14 protein-coding genes are annotated in these 19957 nt (G+C 67.2%); 4 read left to right on the forward strand and 10 right to left on the reverse strand.

Translation table 11 applies throughout. The features are described from left to right. The first annotated feature begins 223 nt into the window (after positions 1–223). The 4 genes from ACLQ2R_RS36725 (at position 224) to ACLQ2R_RS36740 (ending at position 6252) form a co-directional block, all read left to right on the forward strand. Positions 224–1456 (forward strand): metallophosphoesterase family protein, encoded by a 1233-nt coding sequence (locus ACLQ2R_RS36725; RefSeq protein ID WP_425966028.1) that lies wholly within the window; start codon positions 224–226, stop codon positions 1454–1456. Further along, on the forward strand, positions 1453–4401 hold the full coding sequence (locus tag ACLQ2R_RS36730; protein WP_425966029.1) for an AAA family ATPase: 2949 nt from the start codon (positions 1453–1455) through the stop codon (positions 4399–4401). Before ACLQ2R_RS36725 ends, ACLQ2R_RS36730 begins: the two co-directional genes overlap by 4 nt. A gap of 55 nt (positions 4402–4456) precedes the next feature. Next, positions 4457–5089 (forward strand): ATP-binding protein, encoded by a 633-nt coding sequence (locus ACLQ2R_RS36735; RefSeq protein WP_425966030.1) that lies wholly within the window; start codon positions 4457–4459, stop codon positions 5087–5089. A 185-nt stretch (positions 5090–5274) separates the two neighbouring features. Beyond that, on the forward strand, positions 5275–6252 hold the full coding sequence (locus tag ACLQ2R_RS36740; protein WP_425966031.1) for a hypothetical protein: 978 nt from the start codon (positions 5275–5277) through the stop codon (positions 6250–6252). Between the two features lie 412 nt (positions 6253–6664). On the opposite strand, the gene ACLQ2R_RS36745 is transcribed toward ACLQ2R_RS36740, so the two are convergent. The 10 genes from ACLQ2R_RS36745 to ACLQ2R_RS36790 are packed head-to-tail and all read right to left on the reverse strand — an operon-like array spanning position 6665 to position 19957. Beyond that, positions 6665–7711: an LLM class flavin-dependent oxidoreductase gene (locus ACLQ2R_RS36745; protein ID WP_425966032.1), complete on the reverse strand. Its 1047-nt coding sequence runs from the start codon at positions 7709–7711 to the stop codon at positions 6665–6667. An 8-nt stretch (positions 7712–7719) separates the two neighbouring features. Further along, positions 7720–12393: an amino acid adenylation domain-containing protein gene (locus ACLQ2R_RS36750; protein WP_425966033.1), complete on the reverse strand. Its 4674-nt coding sequence runs from the start codon at positions 12391–12393 to the stop codon at positions 7720–7722. Next, positions 12390–13520 (reverse strand): capreomycidine synthase, encoded by a 1131-nt coding sequence (gene vioD / locus ACLQ2R_RS36755; RefSeq protein WP_425966034.1) that lies wholly within the window; start codon positions 13518–13520, stop codon positions 12390–12392. Before vioD ends, ACLQ2R_RS36750 begins: the two co-directional genes overlap by 4 nt. Positions 13521–13556: 36 nt before the next feature. Continuing rightward, positions 13557–14312: a thioesterase II family protein gene (locus ACLQ2R_RS36760; protein ID WP_425966035.1), complete on the reverse strand. Its 756-nt coding sequence runs from the start codon at positions 14310–14312 to the stop codon at positions 13557–13559. Continuing rightward, positions 14309–15571: a cation:proton antiporter gene (locus ACLQ2R_RS36765; protein WP_425966036.1), complete on the reverse strand. Its 1263-nt coding sequence runs from the start codon at positions 15569–15571 to the stop codon at positions 14309–14311. Before ACLQ2R_RS36765 ends, ACLQ2R_RS36760 begins: the two co-directional genes overlap by 4 nt. Continuing rightward, positions 15568–16392 (reverse strand): PhzF family phenazine biosynthesis protein, encoded by an 825-nt coding sequence (locus ACLQ2R_RS36770; protein ID WP_425966037.1) that lies wholly within the window; start codon positions 16390–16392, stop codon positions 15568–15570. The genes ACLQ2R_RS36765 and ACLQ2R_RS36770 overlap by 4 nt, the downstream gene beginning before the upstream one ends. Further along, complete coding sequence (locus ACLQ2R_RS36775; RefSeq protein WP_425966038.1) at positions 16373–17503, reverse strand: hypothetical protein; 1131 nt, start codon at positions 17501–17503, stop codon at positions 16373–16375. The genes ACLQ2R_RS36770 and ACLQ2R_RS36775 overlap by 20 nt, the downstream gene beginning before the upstream one ends. A 3-nt stretch (positions 17504–17506) precedes the next feature. Further along, entirely contained in the window at positions 17507–18196 is a 690-nt protein-coding gene (locus ACLQ2R_RS36780; protein ID WP_425966039.1) for a TenA family transcriptional regulator, read from the reverse strand. A gap of 5 nt (positions 18197–18201) precedes the next feature. Continuing rightward, on the reverse strand, positions 18202–19068 hold the full coding sequence (locus ACLQ2R_RS36785) for an aspartyl/asparaginyl beta-hydroxylase domain-containing protein (protein ID WP_425966040.1): 867 nt from the start codon (positions 19066–19068) through the stop codon (positions 18202–18204). A 4-nt stretch (positions 19069–19072) separates the two neighbouring features. After that, a complete protein-coding gene (locus ACLQ2R_RS36790; RefSeq protein WP_425966041.1) occupies positions 19073–19957 on the reverse strand; it encodes a chlorinating enzyme in 885 nt (294 codons plus the stop codon).

Below are 19957 nucleotides of genomic sequence, written 5' to 3' on the forward strand. Positions count from 1 at the left end.
CATCAGGAGCAGACCTAAACGCCTATTTAAAGCGTCCAATTTACTACTACGCAGCACCTCCTGAGGCCCTCGTTGCCCAAAATGGACATACAGGTCTTTTGTCTCAAAACACCCTTGGGTAGATTGGAACGCGCCACGGATTTCCCCATAAGCCCCACCAGTGCTTTTCCTGCGCGTCATCATCAGAGACCTGAAACGGTTTTCACGATGCGAGGGAACCCGGGTGAAGCTGCTGCACGCCGCCGATCTTCACATTGACAGCCCGTTGCGTGGCCTGTCCTCCTACGAAGGCGCTCCGTCCCAGGAGCTGCGCACCGCGTCCCGGCGCGCGCTGGAAAACCTCGTTGCCCTGGCCATCGCCGAAGAGGTGACCGCGGTGCTGCTGGCGGGTGACATCTACGACGGGGACTGGCCCGACTTCCAGACCGGTCTGTTCTTCACCCGGCAGATGTCGCGTCTGGACGACGCCGGCATCCCCGTCTACATGGTCTCCGGCAACCATGACGCGGAAAGCCAGATGACCAGGCAACTGCGCCTACCGAAGAACGTGCACGTGCTCGATTCCCGGGCGCCGGAGACGATCCGCGACGAGGGCAGAGGGCTGGCCGTACACGGCCAGGGATTCGCCGAACGCGACATCACCGCGAACCTGAGCCTGTCCTATCCCGATCCGTGCCGCGACCTGTTCAACGTGGGTCTGCTGCACACCGCGCTGACCGGACGAGACGGCCACGCTCCGTACGCCCCCTGCTCGATGAGCGACCTGCAGGCCAAGAACTACGACTACTGGGCCCTGGGACACGTGCACACCCGCGAAGTCGTCTCACAAGACCCGTGGATTGTTTTCCCTGGAAACCTCCAGGGACGTAGCGCCCGCGAGACCGGCCCCAAGGGCTGCACGCTGGTCACCATCGAGAACTTGCGCGTGAAATCGGCCGTTCACCACGATCTGGACGTGGCCCGTTGGCACCACCTGCGGGTCGACGTCTCCAGCGCCACCGACGCCGATTCGGCCCTCGACCTGGTTCGCACGCAGCTGGCGTCCCTACCGGGCGGACGGCTTCGGGCAGCCCGCGTCAGTCTCACCGGTCGCAGCTCCGCGCACCTGCAGCTGTGGAACGACCGCCCCCGGTTCGTCAACGAGATCCGTTCTCTGGCCAACGAATTCGGCGAGCTGTGGGTGGAGAAGGTACGCATTGAGACCCGTACGCCGGATGCCCCGGATGAAGGGGCGACAGGACTGCTCACCGAACTGCGGCGAACCGCGGACGCGCTGCGGGCCGATGAGGACGCGTTGCGGCGGTTGATCACCGCCACTCCCCTGTACGCCTCCTTGCCTGGTGACGCGCGTGGCCAGGACGGTATCCGCCCGCAGGATCCCCAATGGCTGAGCCGGCTTGGCGAAGACGCCATGGACCTGTTGGAGGCCATGCTCACCGAAGGCAGGACTCGATGAGAATCGATCGGCTGGACCTCACCGCTTTCGGTCCCTTCACCCAGCTGACGCTGGATCTGTCGGCTCCGGGAGTTCACCTGATCTCCGGACTGAACGAGGCAGGTAAGTCGACCGCGCTGCGTGCCCTTGACCAGTTGTTGTTCGGCTTCGATGTGCAGTCTCCGTACGACTTCGTCCATGCCAGGACCTCTTTGCGGCTCGGCGCGCTCCTGCGCGGCAGCGACGGGACCGGCGTGGAAGTCACCAGGACGAGAGCCAAGCAGCCCACCCTGCGCGCCGATGACGGCTCGGTGCTGGAAGCAGCCCTGTTGGACGCGCTTCGCCATCGCATCGACCGCACCACCTTCACCTCCGTGTTCGCCCTGGACGGCGTGGAGCTTCGCAAGGGCGGCCAGAGCCTGACGAGCGGAGGAGGAGACTTCGGCCACGCCCTTACCGCGACGCGGTTGGGAAACCGCCTGACCGAGACCCTGCGAACACTCGACCGGCACATCGAGGACCTGTACAAGCACCGGGGTAGCAAACCGGTGATCAACGCCCGACTCGCCGAGTTCAAGAACGCCCGAGCCCTCATGCGAGAAGCGTCGCTGCACCCCCGGGACTACACCGAACGACACCAGGCGGTCAGTGCAGCCGAGCAGTCCCTCGCCGGCCTGGAAATCGAGTTGAAGGAGGCCAGAGAAGAGTACGCCCGCCTCAAGTTGCTCAGCGACGTTCTGCCCTCCCTGCACCGCCGCCAGGAGTTCTTGGACCAGATCGACGCGCTGAACGCCGAAGGCCCGCTGGCCACCCAGGATGCGGTCGCCCGTCTTGAACCTCTCCTGCACGAGCTACGGGCGGCGGACGACAGCCTGGCCGACAACCGACGACGCCTGGAGGAGACAGCTCACAAGTTGGATGAGCTGATCGTCAACGACGACCTTCTGGGTGCCGAGGACGCGATCGAAAACCTCTTCCAAGATCGTAAGGCCGCGGCGGAGGCCGCCCAACGACTCGCCAAATTCGCCGGTACGGCGACCGAACTACGGGCCGAAGCCGAAGCCTTGCTCCAGCGGGTCTACCCCGGCGCACAGCTCACCGAGACCACCCGCTACAGCGTGCCCGCCTCTCTGCGCAGCCGGGTCGCGGAACTCCACGAAGAACGCACTAAGGCAGAGGCCGCACTGAAACAGAGCCGCAAAGCGCTCGGGCAGCGACGCCGCGCTCTCGAAGACGCCGACAAACGGCTCAGCGAACTTCCCGCAGCCGAAGACAGCGGGCCGCTTCGGGCCATTCTCGACGCCATCCCCCACGACCTGCTCGGCCAGATAGCCGGCATCGACGAAGACGCACAACGTATCCGAAGCAGCGTCGAGCACATCCTGCATGACCTGCGGCTGCAACCGCTGACCGTGCAAGAGGTATCAACCATCACCGTCCCCTCCAGAGCCCAGGTCGAGGCGCACATCGTCGCCTTGAGTGATCTCAAGCACGAGCGCGGTGATCTGACCAAACGCACCAAAAGCCTCACTAAGCAGCTGGCGGCCAACCGGCTGAGCCTGGCGACCCTGCTGAACAACGACCCACCGCCCAGCGAGGACAACCTGCTCGAGGTTCGATCCCAGCGCGACGCCCTCTGGCGGGAGATCAACGCTGGTCAGCCGGAGCGGTTCGCGGACTTCGAGCAGGCGATCGTACGCGCCGACCGGCTCGCCGACCAGATGCGCAAAGACGCCCACCGAATCGCCGAACGCTACCGGATAGAGCTCCAAATCGGCAGCGACGAGCGCGAACTGAACGAACTGGACGAAGAGCGAGCCAATCTTCAGCGGCACACCGAGAAGCTGGATGCCGAATGGAGTGGCCTGTGGCAGGACTTTCCCGGCCCCCTCCCCCTGCCTGCCGCAGCCTTGACCACCCTCGACGACGTCAGAAGACTCCGAGAAGCCCTCAGCGACCTGAGCACGGTGCAGGCCAAGCTTGCCTCCTTCACCGGGCAGGCTCATCAGCACATCGAGCGGCTGCGGGAAGGGCTGCGTGAACCGCACGGCTCGACCTTGCTGGGCACGCACAATGCCCTGGTCGAACTGCCCGAACTCCGCGAGATCGCCGCGGCCCGGCTGAGCCTGCAGGAAAAGGCCGCAGGGGAGCTCACCACGATGCAGGAACGTCTGGCCTCGGCACAGGCCGAACTCGCCGCTGTCGAGACTCAGATCGCCGAACATGAGCAGGACCTGGCCGACTGGCAGGCCGAGTGGGACACCTGGCTTACCCGCGCCGATCTGCCCGCCGACCACGACACCGCTGACGCGCTGGCCGACCTGGAACGGCTCCACCGGGTCGCGGCCTTGATGACCGACGCCCTCACCAGCGAACAAGAGTCGCAATACGCCACCGCCGTCATCGAGCGTTTCCACACCCTGCTGCAAACGACTGCCGCCGCATGTGGCCGCTGCTTCCCCGACAACACCCCTGAACGCGATCAGCTCGTCGCCGCCCTCTACGACGAGGCCAAGGCCAACCGCTTGCGTTTCGAACAACGCGCCATCCTGCGCACCACGCACGACGAACTTCTCAGCGCCGTCGCGGGTTTCCGTCAAACCAGCCAGCGACTGACGACCGAGCTGACCAGCCTGGTACAAGCATCGAAGGTGGATGGCCAAAGCGCTCTTGCCGAGGCCGTACTGCGACGGCAACGCCACACCCTCCTCAGCGCCAACCTCGAACAGGTGATCCAGGCGATCCCCGCCAGAGGCGACAAGCTCCAAGCCCTCATCAACGAGACCGCCACCGCCGACGGCAGCCAGCTCGAAGCCCAACTGGCCGCACTCACCGACCGCCGCCGACGGCAGCCAGCTCGAAGCCCAACTGGCCGCACTCACCGACCGCATCACCGACCTCGACAGACAACGAACCCACCAAGCCGAGCTCACCGGCAGCAAGAAAACCGAACTGGCACAACTTGACGGATCGTCTGCGGCCGCCCGGGCAGCGGCCGAAGCGGAGATCTCTGTCGCAGCCTTGATAGAGGAGAGCGAGGAATACCTGCGTCTGCAGGTCGCCCGCACCATCGTCGTGCGATGCATGGAGGATTATCTGCAGGCACAGCAAGATCCGATCCTGCTGCGGGCAAGTGACCTGTTCACCCGCCTGACCTTGGGGCGGTTCTCCGGCCTGGAACTCGACCACGAACACGACGCTCCCCTGGTGCTGGCCCGCCGAGGATCGGAGCTGCTGAGCGTCAGCCAGCTCAGCGAAGGCACCACCGACCAGCTCTACCTCGCCCTGCGCCTGGCCTCCCTGGAGCGCTACGCCGAAGAGGACCGCACACTCCCCTTCACCGTCGACGACATCTTCATCACCTTCGACGACCACCGCACCCGCGCGGCCCTGGCGATTTTGAACGAGATGGCCGATCGCTTCCAGATGATCGTGTTCACCCATCATCCCCATCTGATCGACCTCGCCCGGCAAGAGCTTCCCGCCGGTCGACTGCACGTCCATTCCCTGCCGGTCTTCACTCCCGGCCGCAGCGACGCCTCACCCGCCCAGAATGCCGAACGTCTCTGCCGTGTCTGCCAGCAACCCCTGACCTATTCGGGCAGAGGCAGACCTCCGGTAGAGTGCGAGACCTGCAGCCGCCTTCAGCGCTGAAGGAGGGGGTAAACCAGGTCTGTCCAACAAAAGTTTCTGTCTCTCTTTTAGTGGTGGCAGAGCCCGAAATACCGCTATCCGATTATTTTGTGGCAGCACTGTTTTGGGTGTGCGGGAGTGTTGCGAGGTCGAAGTCCCGTTTGAGTTTGTTTCCTTCTCGTCGAGATCGTCCCGGGCGTGGCGCGGTGAGCGAGCCGTTCAGCGGCATGCTGGAGGAGATCCGGATCTGGCGTACGACACGCACCACCGAGCAGGTGCTCGACAACCTGTTCACCCGGCTCAAGGGTGACAAGCAAGATCTGGTCGCCTACTGGCCCTTCGACCGCGACTCCACCGCGATCACGGTCACGCAGGTGCACGATGAGGAACTGCGGGGCAATGACCTGAAGTTCCCCGCGGCGCGTCCGCGGCCGATGCTCTCCAGCGCTCCCATCACCACCGACACTGCCCAGGTGCGCTCCGCGCTGGCCGCGATCCGCACCCCCTTCCACGACACGATCGGCGCGGCTCCGGCGGTCGCGGAGTACGCGGACATGCAGCACACGGCCAAGGGCGAGCCGTTCGGCGTGCTCAAACGCTGTTACAGCTTCCTGCGTCAGGGCCGCTGGCACCTGGTGACCGGCTACAAGGTCGGCAACCTGGTGTCGGAGTGGGTGGGGCAGGCCCAGTTCGACCCGCAGCTCATCGGCTACATCGAAAGCGCCCCACCGGTGCCGTCGGAGAACCTGACCGGCGCCGACTCCTTCGCCGGTGCCTCCTCGGTGGAGTTCACCGAGGCCGACCAGGTCACCTACAGCATGTCCTCCAGCCGCACCAGCAGCATCGACTCCTCCTTCGAGGCGAAGATCGGCCAGGACCAGAACCTGCTGATGATCTCCGCGCCGATGGGCGTCGGTACGGCCAAGCCGATCGTGGAGGTGGACTACAAGCTCACGGGCGTCAGGAAGCTGGAGTTCTCCAACGTCTGGTCGGACGAGACCAAGCTCTCGCAGGGCCTGAACACCACGCGCGCCGCCAAGTTGCGCCCTCCGCCCTCCCAGGCGGCGTGCGCGTATCGAGTCCAACCCCACCCTGACCACCGCCCAGCGTGGCTCCCGGCCAGCTCTGGCCCATACCGAAGCGAGCCACGTCGGCTCGACAACGCGGCCGACGCCGACGCTTAGCGCGTACGGCGGCCTGTTCTTTGTCGGCTATTTTTAGTCTACTTTGTACTTTTTGTCTGTTTTAAAAAACGATCTCCTTTACAATGTAGATTCATAGCAGTAGGTACTATCTAGTATCGCTTGATGTCCGCCCCCGCTCTCGGAAAGGGAAAGAGGGTGTTCTATGGCTCGTGCACGGTCTTCAGCACTACACCGCCGCGCGACCTCCTCAGCAGCGTAATCCTGGACTGGCGCCAACTCGGTGCGACCTGGAGGGCTTGGCTACACCGTAGAGGTGGTGACACCTCTTGTTAAGCCATTAGCGCGTCTTACGCGAGCCCACTTGCCCTACTCCCCCACCGAGTGGTCAATGCACATCCCTCGTAGTCAGGACCAAGAGGACTGGGCGGTCCCGGAGGGGACCGCCCAGATGTCATCGGCCGGTACGGCCGTGGAGCTCAGCGATGTAAGGCAGTGACCGAAACACTTCGTCATGCGGTACGCCGAAGTCGATAAGGCAGGCAATCTCGTCCACTCCGATCTCGCGCAACCGTTCCACGGTCTCGACGCCGTCGTCCACGGTCCCGAACAGCCCACTGGTCGTGAAGTAGCGGTCGACGGCGTGCGTGATAAGAAACTGCTTGTCGCGATCCGGTAGGCGGTCCAGGTCGAGGCCCGGCGGAAGCAGCGCGGCCGCGGCCTTGACGATCAGGTCGGCCGAGCTGCGCAGGTAGGTGCCGAACGGCTCTCGCACCAGCTCACGTACCCGCTCACGGTCGGTACCGATCATGGTGTGGAGCATCAGGGCGACGTGCCCGCGGGCGCTCTCACCATGTGTCTGCGCCAGTTCCTGCCGGTAGGTGGCGATGTTCCGCGTTAGCGCCTCGCGATCCTGTCCGAGCAGGTGGGTCAGCACTCCCGCGTTCAACCTGCCGGCGGCCCGGAAGGTCTCGGGCGAGCCGGCGCTAGTGATCCACACGGGAAGCTCGGGCTGCACGGGAGCGGGGAAGATGCGTACCGTCTGCTTCTCGCCTGTTCCGTCGGAGAACTCGATCTCGTCGCCGCGCCACAGTCGCCGGACCGTTTCGACCGTCTCCACCATAGAGCTCTTGCGGTCGGGGTAGTTCTCTGGCCGGAGCACGAAATCCACCGCGTGCCAGCCGGAGGCGAACGAGACGCCGACCCGACCCATCGACAGGTTGTCGACGACCGACCATTCCTCGGCGATGCGGGCCGGGTGGTGCAACGGCGCGACCACGCTACCGGCCCTGATGCCCACCCGTTCGGTCACCGAGGCGACGGCTGCGCCGGTGACGGCGGGGTTCGGGTACAGGCCGCCGAACGAGTGAAAGTGCCGTTCGGGCGTCCACACCGCCGACAGGCCGTTGGCGTCCGCGAACCGGGCGCTCTCCAGCAGCAACCGATACCCGTCGACGCCGGCCGCGCCGCTGTCGGCGAAGAAGAAGAGACTGAACTCCATCGGTCCCCCTACAGCCGGTTCAACAGGTCGTCGAGCTGGCCCTGGTCCACCTTCGCCAGCGGGAAGTCGGAGGGGGTGTACACGGATGTGACGTGCCGGTCGAGGTCGACCATCGCCTGCAGCTCGCCAAGGTGCAGGTCGGCCAGGCGCTCCACGGTGCTCCGGTGATGCAGGCTCTCGCTGTATCGCCAGCGGACGACCAGCGCACCGCCGACGACCGACGCGCGCACCTCGATCGGGTACGGCCGCCGTGCACGCGGGCTCTCCTCGGATCCGGCCTGTTCCGCCAGTACCGTGAAGGCGTCCGACGCCGGCGGATCCACCCGATCCAGGTAGCTGAAGACAAGGCCGACAGCCGCCTCTGGCACCGGCTCGCGGTCCTGGCGCAGCAGTGACCAGCTGATGCCGGCCGAAGGAACGGTCCGCAGCGATTCCTTGACCGTCTTCAGGGTCCCCTCCGGGGAGGTGCCGGGTTCGCACGTCAGGGCGACCGGATGGGTGACGCTGAACCGGCCGACCGTTCTGGACAGGTCCACGTCCTCGGCGAGCGGTTCTCGATCGTGCCGCTCAAGGTCCACCAGGTGCCGGGCGGCACCGGTCCAGCCGGTCAGGGTCCGGCCGAGCCCGGCCAGCAGTAGCTCCTCGGTCCGGCAGCTCAGCTTCTCGGATGCGGCGCGCATCAGTTCGGCGGTCTCCGTGACGCTCAGCGATACCTCTACCGTGCGGGCGGTCGCCACGGTGTTGGCCGCCGGTTCCGCCGGGGTGTCGAAGGGCAGTTCACCGGCCGGTGCCGCGACCAGCTCCGACCAGTACTCGCGCTGTGACCGTACCGCCTCCGTCGCGCCGTGGGCGGTGAGCCGGCGCACCCACGACTGCCACGACGTGGTCTTGGCCGGTAGTCTCACCTCTCGCCCGGAGGTCAGCTGATCCAGCACGGTTCCAAGGTCCTCGAGGAGTACGCGCATCGAGGGCGGGTCCACCACGAGCCGGTGTGCGATGAGGGCCAGCCGGGCCGGTCGCCGTCCGCCGAGCAGGAACAGGCCGGCACGGACCACAGGGCCGACCGCCAGGTTGAGACCACACTGTAGTTCGTCGGCGAGCTCGGCCATCCGCCGGTCCTGCCCGTCCTCGTCCAGGTCGGACAGGTCGTACACCTGCAGAGGTGTCACGTCTCCTCGCGGCGCGATCCGTACCCGCGTCCGTTCACCGGCCAGCAGCAGCCGCTGGCGTAGGCCGTCGTGGTGGGCGAGCAGATGCTCCACGGCCTCGCCGACCAGGCGGGGGTCTGCCGGGTCGCGCAGCTCCAGCAGAACAGAGGTGTTCCAGTGGTGCGGCTCCTCGACGCCCGCGGTGCAGAACCGCCGCTGGGTCGGGGCGAGCGGTACCGGACCGGTCACATCGCCCTGCTCGGCGTCGATGGTGGGCCCGGCGGCGGCGATCTCTGCCAGTGACGCGATCGTCGGGTGTGTGAACAGGTCGTAGGGCGAGAGCCGCAGCCCTGCCTCCTGTGCCCGGGCGACGACCTGAATGGCCAGGATCGAGTCGCCGCCGATCTCGAAGAAGTTGTGGTGGATGCCGACCCGGCCGAGTCCGACGACGCCGGCCATCACATCGGCCAGCTTCTGCTGTACGGGCGTCTGCGGTTCGACGTACTCCTCCTCCGACTCGGGCAGCATCCCTTCCGGTGTCGGCAGCCGGTCCCGGTCGACCTTGCCGTTGGCGTTGAGCGGGAGCGCCTCGAGCTCGACGAACGCCGAAGGCACCATGTAGGCGGGCAACTCGTGTTCGAGGAACCGGCGCAGCTCCGCGATGGCGGCCTTGGCCCCGGGACGCGGGACGACGTATGCCGCCAGCCTCCGGTCACCGGGCACCGGTTCGTACATGACGACGACCGACTCGGCGATCTGCGGGTGCCGGCTGAGCGTCGACTCGATCTCCATCGGTTCGACCCGGAACCCACGGATCTTGATCTGGGTGTCCACCCGGGAGATGAACTCCAGGTTCCCGTCGGGACGCTGGCGGACCAGATCACCGGTCCGATACAGCCGCCGACCGGCCTGCCCGGGGTCCGGATCCGCGACGAAACGCTGCGCCGTCAGGCCCGGACGCGCGAGGTAGCCGCGGGCCAGGCTGATGCCACCGATGTACAGTTCGCCGGTGCCGCCCACGGGCACCGGCCGGAGCCGGTCGTCGAGGATGCGCAGGTCGGCTAAAGGCAGCGCGGTGCCGATCGGCAGGTTCGGCCAGTCCCACACCGGGTCGGCCGGGTCGAGGCGGAAGAAGGTCGAGCTGACCGTGGTCTCGGTCAGGCCGTACACGTGCATCAACGGCACGTTGAGCCGCCGCCACATGGCCAACCGATCGGGCAGCACACGCTCCCCGCCGATGATCACGAGCCGCAGGCAGCTCGGCAGCTCCCGGCTCAGCCGGTCGAGCTCTCGCGTCCACTCGTGCCAGTAGGCGGTGGGCAGTTCCATCACGGTCAGCCGGTCCCGCTCGACCAGGTCGGCGAGGTCGACCTCGCCGCTGATGATGTGCTGCGTGGGGATGACCACCGCACCGCCGGCCAGCCAGGTCGGGAACAGCTCCTCGACCAGCACGTCGAAACTCGGTGAGGCGAACTGGAGGAACCGGTCGCCGGCGCCGAGCCCGAGCCGGTCCACCACGTCGCGAGCGTACACGGCCAGGGAGCGGTGCTCGATCATCGCGCCTTTGGGCCGGCCGGTCGAGCCGGAGGTGTACACCACATACGCCAGCGACGCCGGGTCGGGCACGTCCGGCAGATCACCGTCGGCGCCGGTGTCCGGCGCCGGGGAGGGGGTGTCGAGGAGCACGGCCTGGTCCGGTATCCGTACGCCGGCCTCGGACAGAAGGGCTGCGAGCCGCTCCTGGGTGACCAGTACCCGCGCGCCCGAGTCGGCGAGTATGAAGGCGATCCGGTCGGGCGGATAGGCGGGGTCCAGGGGCACGTAGACGCCACCGGCCTTGAGCACGCCGAGGATCGCCATGGGCAACCTGGCCGAGCGGTCCACCAGGATGCCCACCGGAGTCTCCCGGCCGACCCCCAGGTCGCGCAGGCGGCGGGCCAGCAGATTCGCCTCCCGGTTGAGTTCGGCGTAGCTGGTCGGGGTGCCGTCGCAGATCACCGCGGGTGCGTGTGGCGCGAGCTTGACGTGGCGCTGGAACAGTTCGACGAAGCCGGTGTCGGTGCCGCTCGACGCGGCGGCCGATGCCGGCGTCGCCGGTGTCACGGCCAGCTCCACCTCCCCCACCGTGGTGTCGGGGGCGGTGACGAGCTGGCGCAAGATCGTGTTGAACTGCTCGGCGAAGAGCACGACCGTGTCCGGATCGAACATGTCGGTCATGTAGACCCACTGCAGCTGCAGTCGCTCACCGTTCGGGTTGGCGTCCAGGGTGAGCGGGGCCGCCGACATGTTGACCTCGATGGGTTCCCGGCTGATCCGCAGGCCGGGTACCTCCAGGGTGCTCTCCGGCGTGCGGACGTCGAGCCACATGTGGGTCATGGACGTCTGTGAGGCCTCGCGTCCGAGGTTCAGCTCGTCGATGAGGCGCTCGATGGGCAGGTCCTGGTGGTCGTACGCGGTCATCACGGTGCGCTGCGCCTGTTCCACGACCTCACGCAGGGTGTGCCCGTCGGCCAGTCGCATGCGCAAGGGGAGCGCGGTGACGAAGCAGCCGATGAGTCGCTCCACCTCCACCCGACCGCGTCCGGACACGATCTCGCCGATGACCAGGTCGTCTCGTCCGAGGTAGCGGTACAGCAGCACTGAGAGGGTGGCGAGCAGGACGACGACGGGTGAGGCCTTTTCGCGTTCGGTGAACCGGCGCATCTCGGCGGTGAACTCGGCGGGGAGGTCCACGATGTGCGCCGCGCCGGCGAACGTCGGCCGGGCGGGGAAGGGCCGGTCGCTGGGGAGGGTCAGCACTCCGGGGATGCCTTCGAGCGTCTGCCGCCAGTGGTTCACCTCGGCGGCCATCTGTTTCTCCCCGAATTCGCGCTGCCAGGAGGCGAAGTCGGCGTACTGGATCTCCAGTGCGGGAAGGCCGGGACCTCCGTTGAGATGCATGGCGTACAGCGCCGCGAACTCCTGTACGAGGATCGCCATCGACACCAGGTCCGCCGCGGTGTGGTCGGTGGTGATCAGCACGACGTGGTTGTCCTCGGTCATGCGCAGGATCGTGGTCCGCAGACGCAGAGGCTGCTCCCGGTCGAACGGTTGCATCACCTCGGCCTTCCATCGTCGCAGTACCTCCGCACGCTGCTGCTCGGGCGTGTGGTCCGACAGGTCGACGAGCGGGGTCGGCACCGGCGTGAGCGGGTGCGCCATCAGCACCCGGGTGCCGTCCTGCTGAAGCTGCACGGTGGAGCGCAGGATCTCGTGCCGATCCACGACCTCGGTAAGGACGCGGCTGAGCACCGCCAGGTCGAGATGGCCCTCGACGCGGAAGGCGCCGGGGATGTTGTTGGCCGACCGGAACTGCGTGATGGCCCACTCCCGTTCCTGCTGGAACGCCAGTGGGATCGGCTGTGCGGGGTCACGGGGCGTGATCCGCTCCTCCGGCGCGGACCCGCGCGCGGCGGCCATGTCCGCGAGCCGGCGTTCCAGGATCGCCCGCTGCTGCGGCGACAGCGCCGCGATACGACTCTGCAGGTCAGTCATCGGCCACCTCTCACGTCTTCGCGCAGTACCCGTTCCAGAAGGGAGAGCCCGGCGGTCAGCTCGGCGGTCGTGCCGCCGAAACCCAGCCGCGCGTAGTCGCGGTAGGCGTCGCCGAAGCAGGCGCCGGGGACGAGCAGGACCCGATGCTGCTCGGCCAGGCGGCGGCAGGACCCGACCACGTCCGGCTGGCCGGGGAACTCGACGAAGGTGGACACGCCGCCGTCAGGCGGAGTGAACCGCACCAGCTCCGGCAGGCCGTCCGCCCAGTCGCGAAGCAGCCGTAGGTTCGCGCCGGCGTGCTCCCGCTGAGAGGCGACGATCCGGTCGGCGTGCCGCACCGCCTGTTCGGCGAAGAACTCCAGGATGGGCGAGACGTACAGCGCGATGTAGTCGCGCAGCAGCGCCATCCGGGCCAGCAGGTCGGGCTGTGCGACGCACCAGCCGACCCGCAGGCCGGCCAGTCCGTAGCTTTTGGAGAACGTCCCGAACGCGATGCACCGGTCGTACCAGGAGGTCGGCAGCGGCAGGGGGTCGGCGGTGTAGGTGAGCTCGCCGAACGCGTGATCCCACACCAGCAGGGCTCCCGCCTCCGCGGCGATGGCGACCAGTTCCTTCTGCTCGGCCACGGTGATGGAGACACCGGTGGGATTGTGCGGGAAGTTCACCACGATCATCCGGGGGCGGGACCTGGCGAGCTCGCGCAGGAGTGCCAGGTCGGCGGCGAACCCGCCGCGCGCGTCCAGTGGCCATCGGGTGATCCGGCAGCCGCGTGCCGCGGCGATGTCGTGGAGCTGCTGGTAGGCGGGATCCACCACGATCACCTCGTCGCCCGGCTGCAGCGCCAGGTGCATGACCAGATAGATCGCTTCACTGGAGCCGTGCGTGACCATCATCCGGTCGACGTCGCCACCGGTCCAGCGGTCGGCCAGCGCGGCACGCAGGCCCTTGCTCCCGTAACTCTCGCTGTCATGGAAGATCATCGTGTCGAGTTCCGAGAACTCGAATCCGCACAGCGCGCGCAGTTCCGCGATGGTCAGGTCACGTACGCCGCTGCTGCCGATGTCGTAGTTGACGTTGTGATAGTAGTCGCGCATCCACTGTTCGAGCCGAGCGATCGCAATGTCCACACCGTAACGCTATGGTGCGTCCTGCTCGTCGTGATGTCACGTGAAGTCGGGACAGTTCCGGTCGACCACGCCGGCATACAGAGCCTTTAAGAGCTCCGGCGGCGCGTCGACGAACCTGTTGTGGCGGCCGGTGAAGACCTCGAAGGCGGTGTCGCCGCAGACCGGCCAGCCGGCCATCTGGCCGGGGCGGACCTCGCTGTCCTCTGTCCAGCCGATCGCCGTGATCGGGCAGGTGAGCCGAAGCGGGTCGGGGACGACGTATCGCCGGCTCATCTCGACGTCGGCGCGCAGCACCTTGAGGTAGATGGCCACCAGCTCGGGGTGCGGCCTGCTGCCCTGGTCGCGGATCATCGTCTCCAGCTCCGCGGCGAGTTCCGCCTCGTCCATGCCGAGCATCCGCCCCACCGGCCCGTCCTGCGGGGCAAGTTGGGAGGAGACGAACAGTCGCGTCGCCGCCGGCCCACCGGCGCGTTGGAGCTGGGCGGTCACCTCGTAGGCGACGAGCGCCGACCAGCAGTGACCGAAGAAGGCGAACGGCACGTCCAGGTGGCGTCCGAGGCCGGTGATCATGTCATGGGCCAGCTCTTCGAAGGTCGCCGGCATCGTCTCACCGAAGCGGCTCAACCGGCCGGGCAGCTCCACGGGCAGGAACTCGACGAAGCCCTGTTCCTCGGGCCAGTTGCGGAACACTCCGGTGCCGCAGCCGGCATGGGGAATGCAGAACACCCTCGCGGCCGCCGTCGGCGACGGTTCACGCTGCAACCAGCCGGTCTTCGCCTGGGATCCCCTCATGGCACTGCCTCCTCGGGGAACGTGCGGGTCGGGGGCGCCATGTCCTCGACGATCCTGCGCTCGGGGTACACGATTCGCAGTAGGACACCGGTCATGGCGGTCGTGACCAGAGCCATCACCATCATCAGGGAGTACAGCTTTGGCGTCAGCACGCCGAGTTGGAGCCCGACGGCCAGCACGATCAACTCGGTGAGGCCGCGGGTGTTGATCAGGATGCCCAGGACCGCCGAGTGGCGAGGGCGCACGCCGGTGAGCCGCCCGCCCAGGTACGCCCCCCCGAACTTGCCACCGATCGCCACCAGCAGGATCAGCGCCAGCTCGCCGAACGCGACCACATCCAGCCTGGACAGATCGACCTTGAGGCCGGCGACCATGAAGAAGACCGGCAGCAGCAGGACGGTGCAGGTCCACTCGATCCGTGGCAGCACCCGCTCGCGCAGCATCGAGGCGCCCTCGCGCGGCATGGCGGCGCCGAAGAGGAAGGCGCCGAAGATGGCGTGCAGGCCCATCCAGGTGGTCGCCTGCACCGACAGCAGCAGCCCGGCCGTCACCGCGGCCAGCACGCCGACGCCGGCCAGCGGGCCGGTCACCTCCCGGCGCGCGGCCAGCCGGGCCAGCAGCGGTCGTAGCACCCGCAGCAGGAGGATGGCGAAGGGCACCACCAACAGGACGCGCCACGGATGGCCGCCGCCACCGGCCAGTGCCGCCACGACGGCGAGGAGCGCCCACGCGAGCACGTCACCCACCGCGGCGCAGGCCAGCGCCAGCCCGCCGATGGGCGTGTTGAGCAGGCCGTTGTCGGTCAGGATGCGGGCCAGGACGGGGAACGCGGTGACCGCCATCGCAGCGCCCATGAACAGTGCGAAAGCGAGCCGGTTGCCGGCGCCCTGGCCGTCGGCGAGGTGGAGCGCCAGCAGGACGCCGAGACCGAACGGCAGCAGGATCGCGCCGAGCGACACGGCGACGGCCGTCCGGCTCTGGCCGCGTAGCAGCTTGTGGTCCAGATGCAGGCCGATGAAAAACATGAACAGGCAGACGCCGACGTCGGCCAGCATGGTCAGCGGCGGCCGCACCTCACCGGGAAAGAGTGTCCTGGATATCCCGCCGCCGAACAGCGTCGGCCCGAGCAGGATGCCGCCCAGGATCTCTCCGATCACCGCGGGCTGGCCGAGCCGGCGGGCGAGCATGCCGAGCAGCCGCGCCAGTCCCACGATGATCACAAGATCGAGAAGTAGCAACGCGATGGTGCGCACGCTCATCTGAGCGTGCCCTTTCGTGTGTCGATCTCGTCGTCGAGCACGGTCATGTGGTCCTCGTCCCGCAGTACGGCCGTGCCGAGTACCCGGACTCGGGCCCCTGCGTCCTCCACCTCGAGGCGGCCGCCGCGTTCGGAGAGCTGCAGCGCCTTGAGCCGGCCCTTGCCCAGCCGCGGCGCCCAGTACGGCGCGAGTTTGCAGTGCGCGGTGACGCACACCTGGTCTTCGTTCACGCCGAGTGAGGGGAAGAACGTGCGCGAGACGAAGTCGGCGTCCGAGGCCGCTCGCGCGGTGACGATGTGGCCCCGGAACGGCTGTCTGGCCAGTGCCGTGAAATCCGGGCGGACGGCCGCGACGGCCGCGGCCGACTCGACCTCGATGAGGATGTCGTCGCTCGACACCGCGCAGGCCACCGCGTCCGTGCCGAGGGCCTCGAGCAACCCGGGTGGCGGTTCGGCGAGGGCGATCTCGGCCTTGGGCAGGTCGATGGCGATCAGTTCACCGACCCGCTCGGTGTGCAGGACGCCGTTGTCCGACACGAACGTGAGCTTGCTGTGGCCGGCGTTTCCCGCCGCCGCGAACAGGTGGCGCGCGCTGGCGATCGTGGCGTGCCCGCACAGGTTGATCTCCTTGTACGGGGTGAACCAGCGCACCCGGTACTGGGCGGGTGCGATCGGCTCGACGAACGCCGACGTCGGAAGGCCGATCAGGTACGCGGTGCGCTGCATCACGCTGACGGGCGGGAAGCGCGGTACCTCGACGACGGCGGCCGGATTGCCGGCGAACCGTTTGTCGGTGAAGGTGTCAACGATTCGAAAGCGCATCCTCGCGGTTCTCCCCCCGGCCTGACAAGGTGTGGAACATCTGATCGATCGCCGCGCCCATGCCCCAGACCTCCCGGTATGGCGGTCCCTCCGGCCCGGTGTCGATGTCCTGCTGGCGCGCGTAGGCGGCCATGGTCCACTCCGAAGTGGACGGATACCGGTGGTGGTAGTCGTGGTTGGGCAGGTCCCCCACCACGACGAGGAGCCGCGAGGGCAGGTGGTAGCACACGGTGAGCGCGATCCAGCGGATCCACGCCGGCAGCCGCGTACCGATAGGCAGGCCGGCGGGCGGGACCGGAGCCCCGCAGTATCTGGCCGAGGTGTTGGCCACCGTGTAGAAGCGGTGGCCGAACGCGGGGTTGCGCGGTGCCAGCCACTCGTGCTCCCCCAGCCGGTCCAGCAACGCGCTCAGCTGCGCGAACAGCACGACCGGTACCACGAACGCGAGCACCACCACGAGCACGCCGTTCGGCATCCAGAACGGCAGGGAGAGCCACCATCCCATCCATGTCGCGAATCCGACGATCCGCCAGCCGCGGCCCTTGAGGTTGCTTCTGGTCCGGCCGAGGAAGCCGTTCCAGTAGAAGAGCGGCGAGAAGAAAACGACCCATGCGCGACGCCACAGCGCCGTCCGGCTGAGCCCGGGCCGGAACCCGAGATCGATCAGGAACTGCACCGGCGGGTCGGCCTCCGTCGCGAAGACCTCCCGCCTGTGGTGGTTGTCGAAGTGCTCCTCTTTGAAATCGCGGAAGGTGTGGAAGACGGAGAGCACCGTCACGACCTCACCCCAGAACGCGTCCCCGCGTGAGCTGCCCGAAAAGCGCCGATGCAGCGCCTGGTGCGCGATGACCAGGACCATCAACCGCTCTCCGTTGACCGTGAGCAGCCACCCCACCGGCAGCGCCAGGTACCACAGCGGGAACATGAGCGCCACGGCGAGCGTCGAGACGGTCAGGCCCGCGAAGAACACGGCGAGCGTCACGGCCAGGTAGGACGCCCAGGTGTGCCGGATCATCGGCTTCTGCCCGGGCAGGGCCTTCCCGGTCTGCCAGGTCCAGAAGTGTTGCGTCCAGGAGGGGAAGCGCAGATAGGTGCTCCGTACGTCTTCCACGGCTCACCTCGCCGGTGCGGGCAGTGTGATGCCGGTCTCCACGACGAGTCGGTCGAAGAACGCCGTCCACAGCTTCCACATCTCGTTGGCCGCCCGCAGGACGGCGTCCTCCTGCTCGGCGCTGAAGTTCGAGAGCAGCGCGTGGTTGGCCTCCTCGACGTGGTCCGGTTCCTGCTCGATGTGGATGGTGACCCACTCGTTGTCGGTGATGCCGGTGGTCCGCTCGATCGCCTTACCGATGCTGGACACCATGAGCAGGTCGGTGGTCTCGGTGGCGAAGATGAACCCGAGTGCGCTCTCCCGGCCGTCCGACGCGTTCCGGTACCCCTCGACGAGGGCCGCGGTCTCCGCGTACGGCTCGGTCCCGGTGACCCGTTCCCGGTCGAATCCGCATTTCTCCATCGAGTCGCCGTAGATGACCTCGTGTGCCTGGGAGACCACGCCGCCCCCGGCCTCCTGGTTGAGGATGCGGGTGATCGCGCTCTTCGAGGCGATGTCGGGCAGGACCGCCACGCAGCGGGCGAGAAAGGTCGGGAAGTAGTGCAGCGGGTGCCACCACTGCTCGATGAGGATGGCGACCTGCTCCTTGGTCAGGTCGGCGGTGTCGACGGCCGCGAAGAACGGGTGGTCCTGGAACTTCCGGTGCACCGGGCTCCCGGCCAGACGGTCGCCGAACGACAGCGTTGTGGTCATGCTCGTCACTCCTTACTACCGGATCGATCCAGGGTGTAGTAGCGCAACAGCTCGCTGGTGTGCGGCAGGACGGCCGGGTGCTTGCAGGCGCGGGCGAGCTCGAGCATCGTGTCCCAGGCGAAGTTCTCGCCGCCGTCCCACCGGAAGTGCGTCTTGATGACGATGCTGAAGATCTCGCGGAAGTTGTCCATGGTGAGCACGTCCGCCAGGCGCAGCAGGTTGGCGCGCTCGGCGTCGGGCAGCGGTGGCCGCTCCACCCGGCGGTCAGCCGGAATACCGTCGCCTTCCCCCTCCGGTTCCCCCATGACCAGGGGCCCGGCGCCGGGCCGGTCGGCGAAGTCGAAGATGAGGTGGATCCGTGGCGCGCTGGAAAGCGACGCCACCGAGTGGATCCGGGCCGCGTCGAAGTACCAGATCTCACCCGCGCGCATCCGGTAGACGATGTTGTCCTCGCTGAAGAAGCAGTTCTCGTGCGTGATGAGCGGGATGTGCAGACGGTGGGCCGACCGCGCGTCCTCGGGCACGTCGGACAGCTCGAGGAAGTCGCGGTGCGGGACGATCACACTGTCGGAGAACACGGCCAACCGGACGAACTGCAGCCGGCTCAGATCGGCCACGTTCGTGATGAGCTCTTGGATGTACGGGAGCTGGCCGCCGTACTCGGTGAAGGTGGAGTGCTGTTCGTAGGCGTAGTTGGTGAGCACCCCGGTACCGCTGTCCCCGCCGGTGGCCCACAACATGGCACTCTTCCATGGGCCGCCGATGAGGTAGTTGCTGTATGCCTCGGAGTAGTGGAACGACGCGCTCTGTTCGAGGTCCTTCGCGAGCCGGTCCTCGTCGAGCGCGGTGGTGGTCACGTATCGGGTTCGCATCTGGTCACGCCCTTTCGAGAGTGGTGAACCGCTCGCCCCACGCGTTCTCACCCGCCACCCGGTTGAGCCGGTAGTCGTCCTTACCGGCGACGAGCACGCAGCCGTGCCGGTCGAGATCGAAGTGGTGGCCGAACTCGTCGAACTCGGTCATCCCGCCGTAGACCCGCACGTGGGTGGGTACCACCCGGATCGCGAAGCCCATGCGCTGGCGCCGGCTGGTGTTGGGGTTCGAGCCGTGGATGCAGCGGGCGGTGAAGATGAAGAACTGGCCGGCGCGCATCTCCAGGTGGCGGACGTTCTCCTGGTCCGGGCTCCAGTCTTTGTCGATCTTGATGTCGTCGTAGTTGTAGCCGAAGAAGGAGTTGTCACGCGCCGTGCCGTTCCACTTCATCGGCGCGCGCTCGTCATAGCGCCACTGGCGATGGCTGCCCGGGATGACCTTCATGCAGGCGTTCTCCTTGGCCGCCTCGGTGAACGCCACCCAGCAGGTCAGCTCCATCGGGTTGGTCGGCGAGTGCTCCGTGGCCTCCAGCATCCCCTGGCTCGTCTCGCCGATCGCATACGTTTCCACCTGGTGCCATCCGGTGCCGGAGTCACCGGGGTTCTTGGGGAAGAACTCGGTGCGCCAGCACAGGACGTCCGGGCCGATGAGGGCCTGCATCCGCCGGACGATCTCCGGTTCGCTGATGAGTTTGCCGAGCCCGGACACGTCCAGGTGCCGGTCGTAGTTCACCGGATTGTCGAACACCTTGCGCGCGTCGTTGGCCGGGTCGAGCAGTGCTCTTCGCTGCTCCTTCCACCAGGCCTTCATCTCCTCCGGCTCCCAGAGGGTGAACGGTCCGATGTATCCCTGCTCGGCGAAGGTCTTCGCATCGGTTTCAAGATCCAC

It is taken from the genome of Streptosporangium sp. DT93 (assembly GCF_049844535.1).
GTDB lineage: Bacteria > Actinomycetota > Actinomycetes > Streptosporangiales > Streptosporangiaceae > Streptosporangium.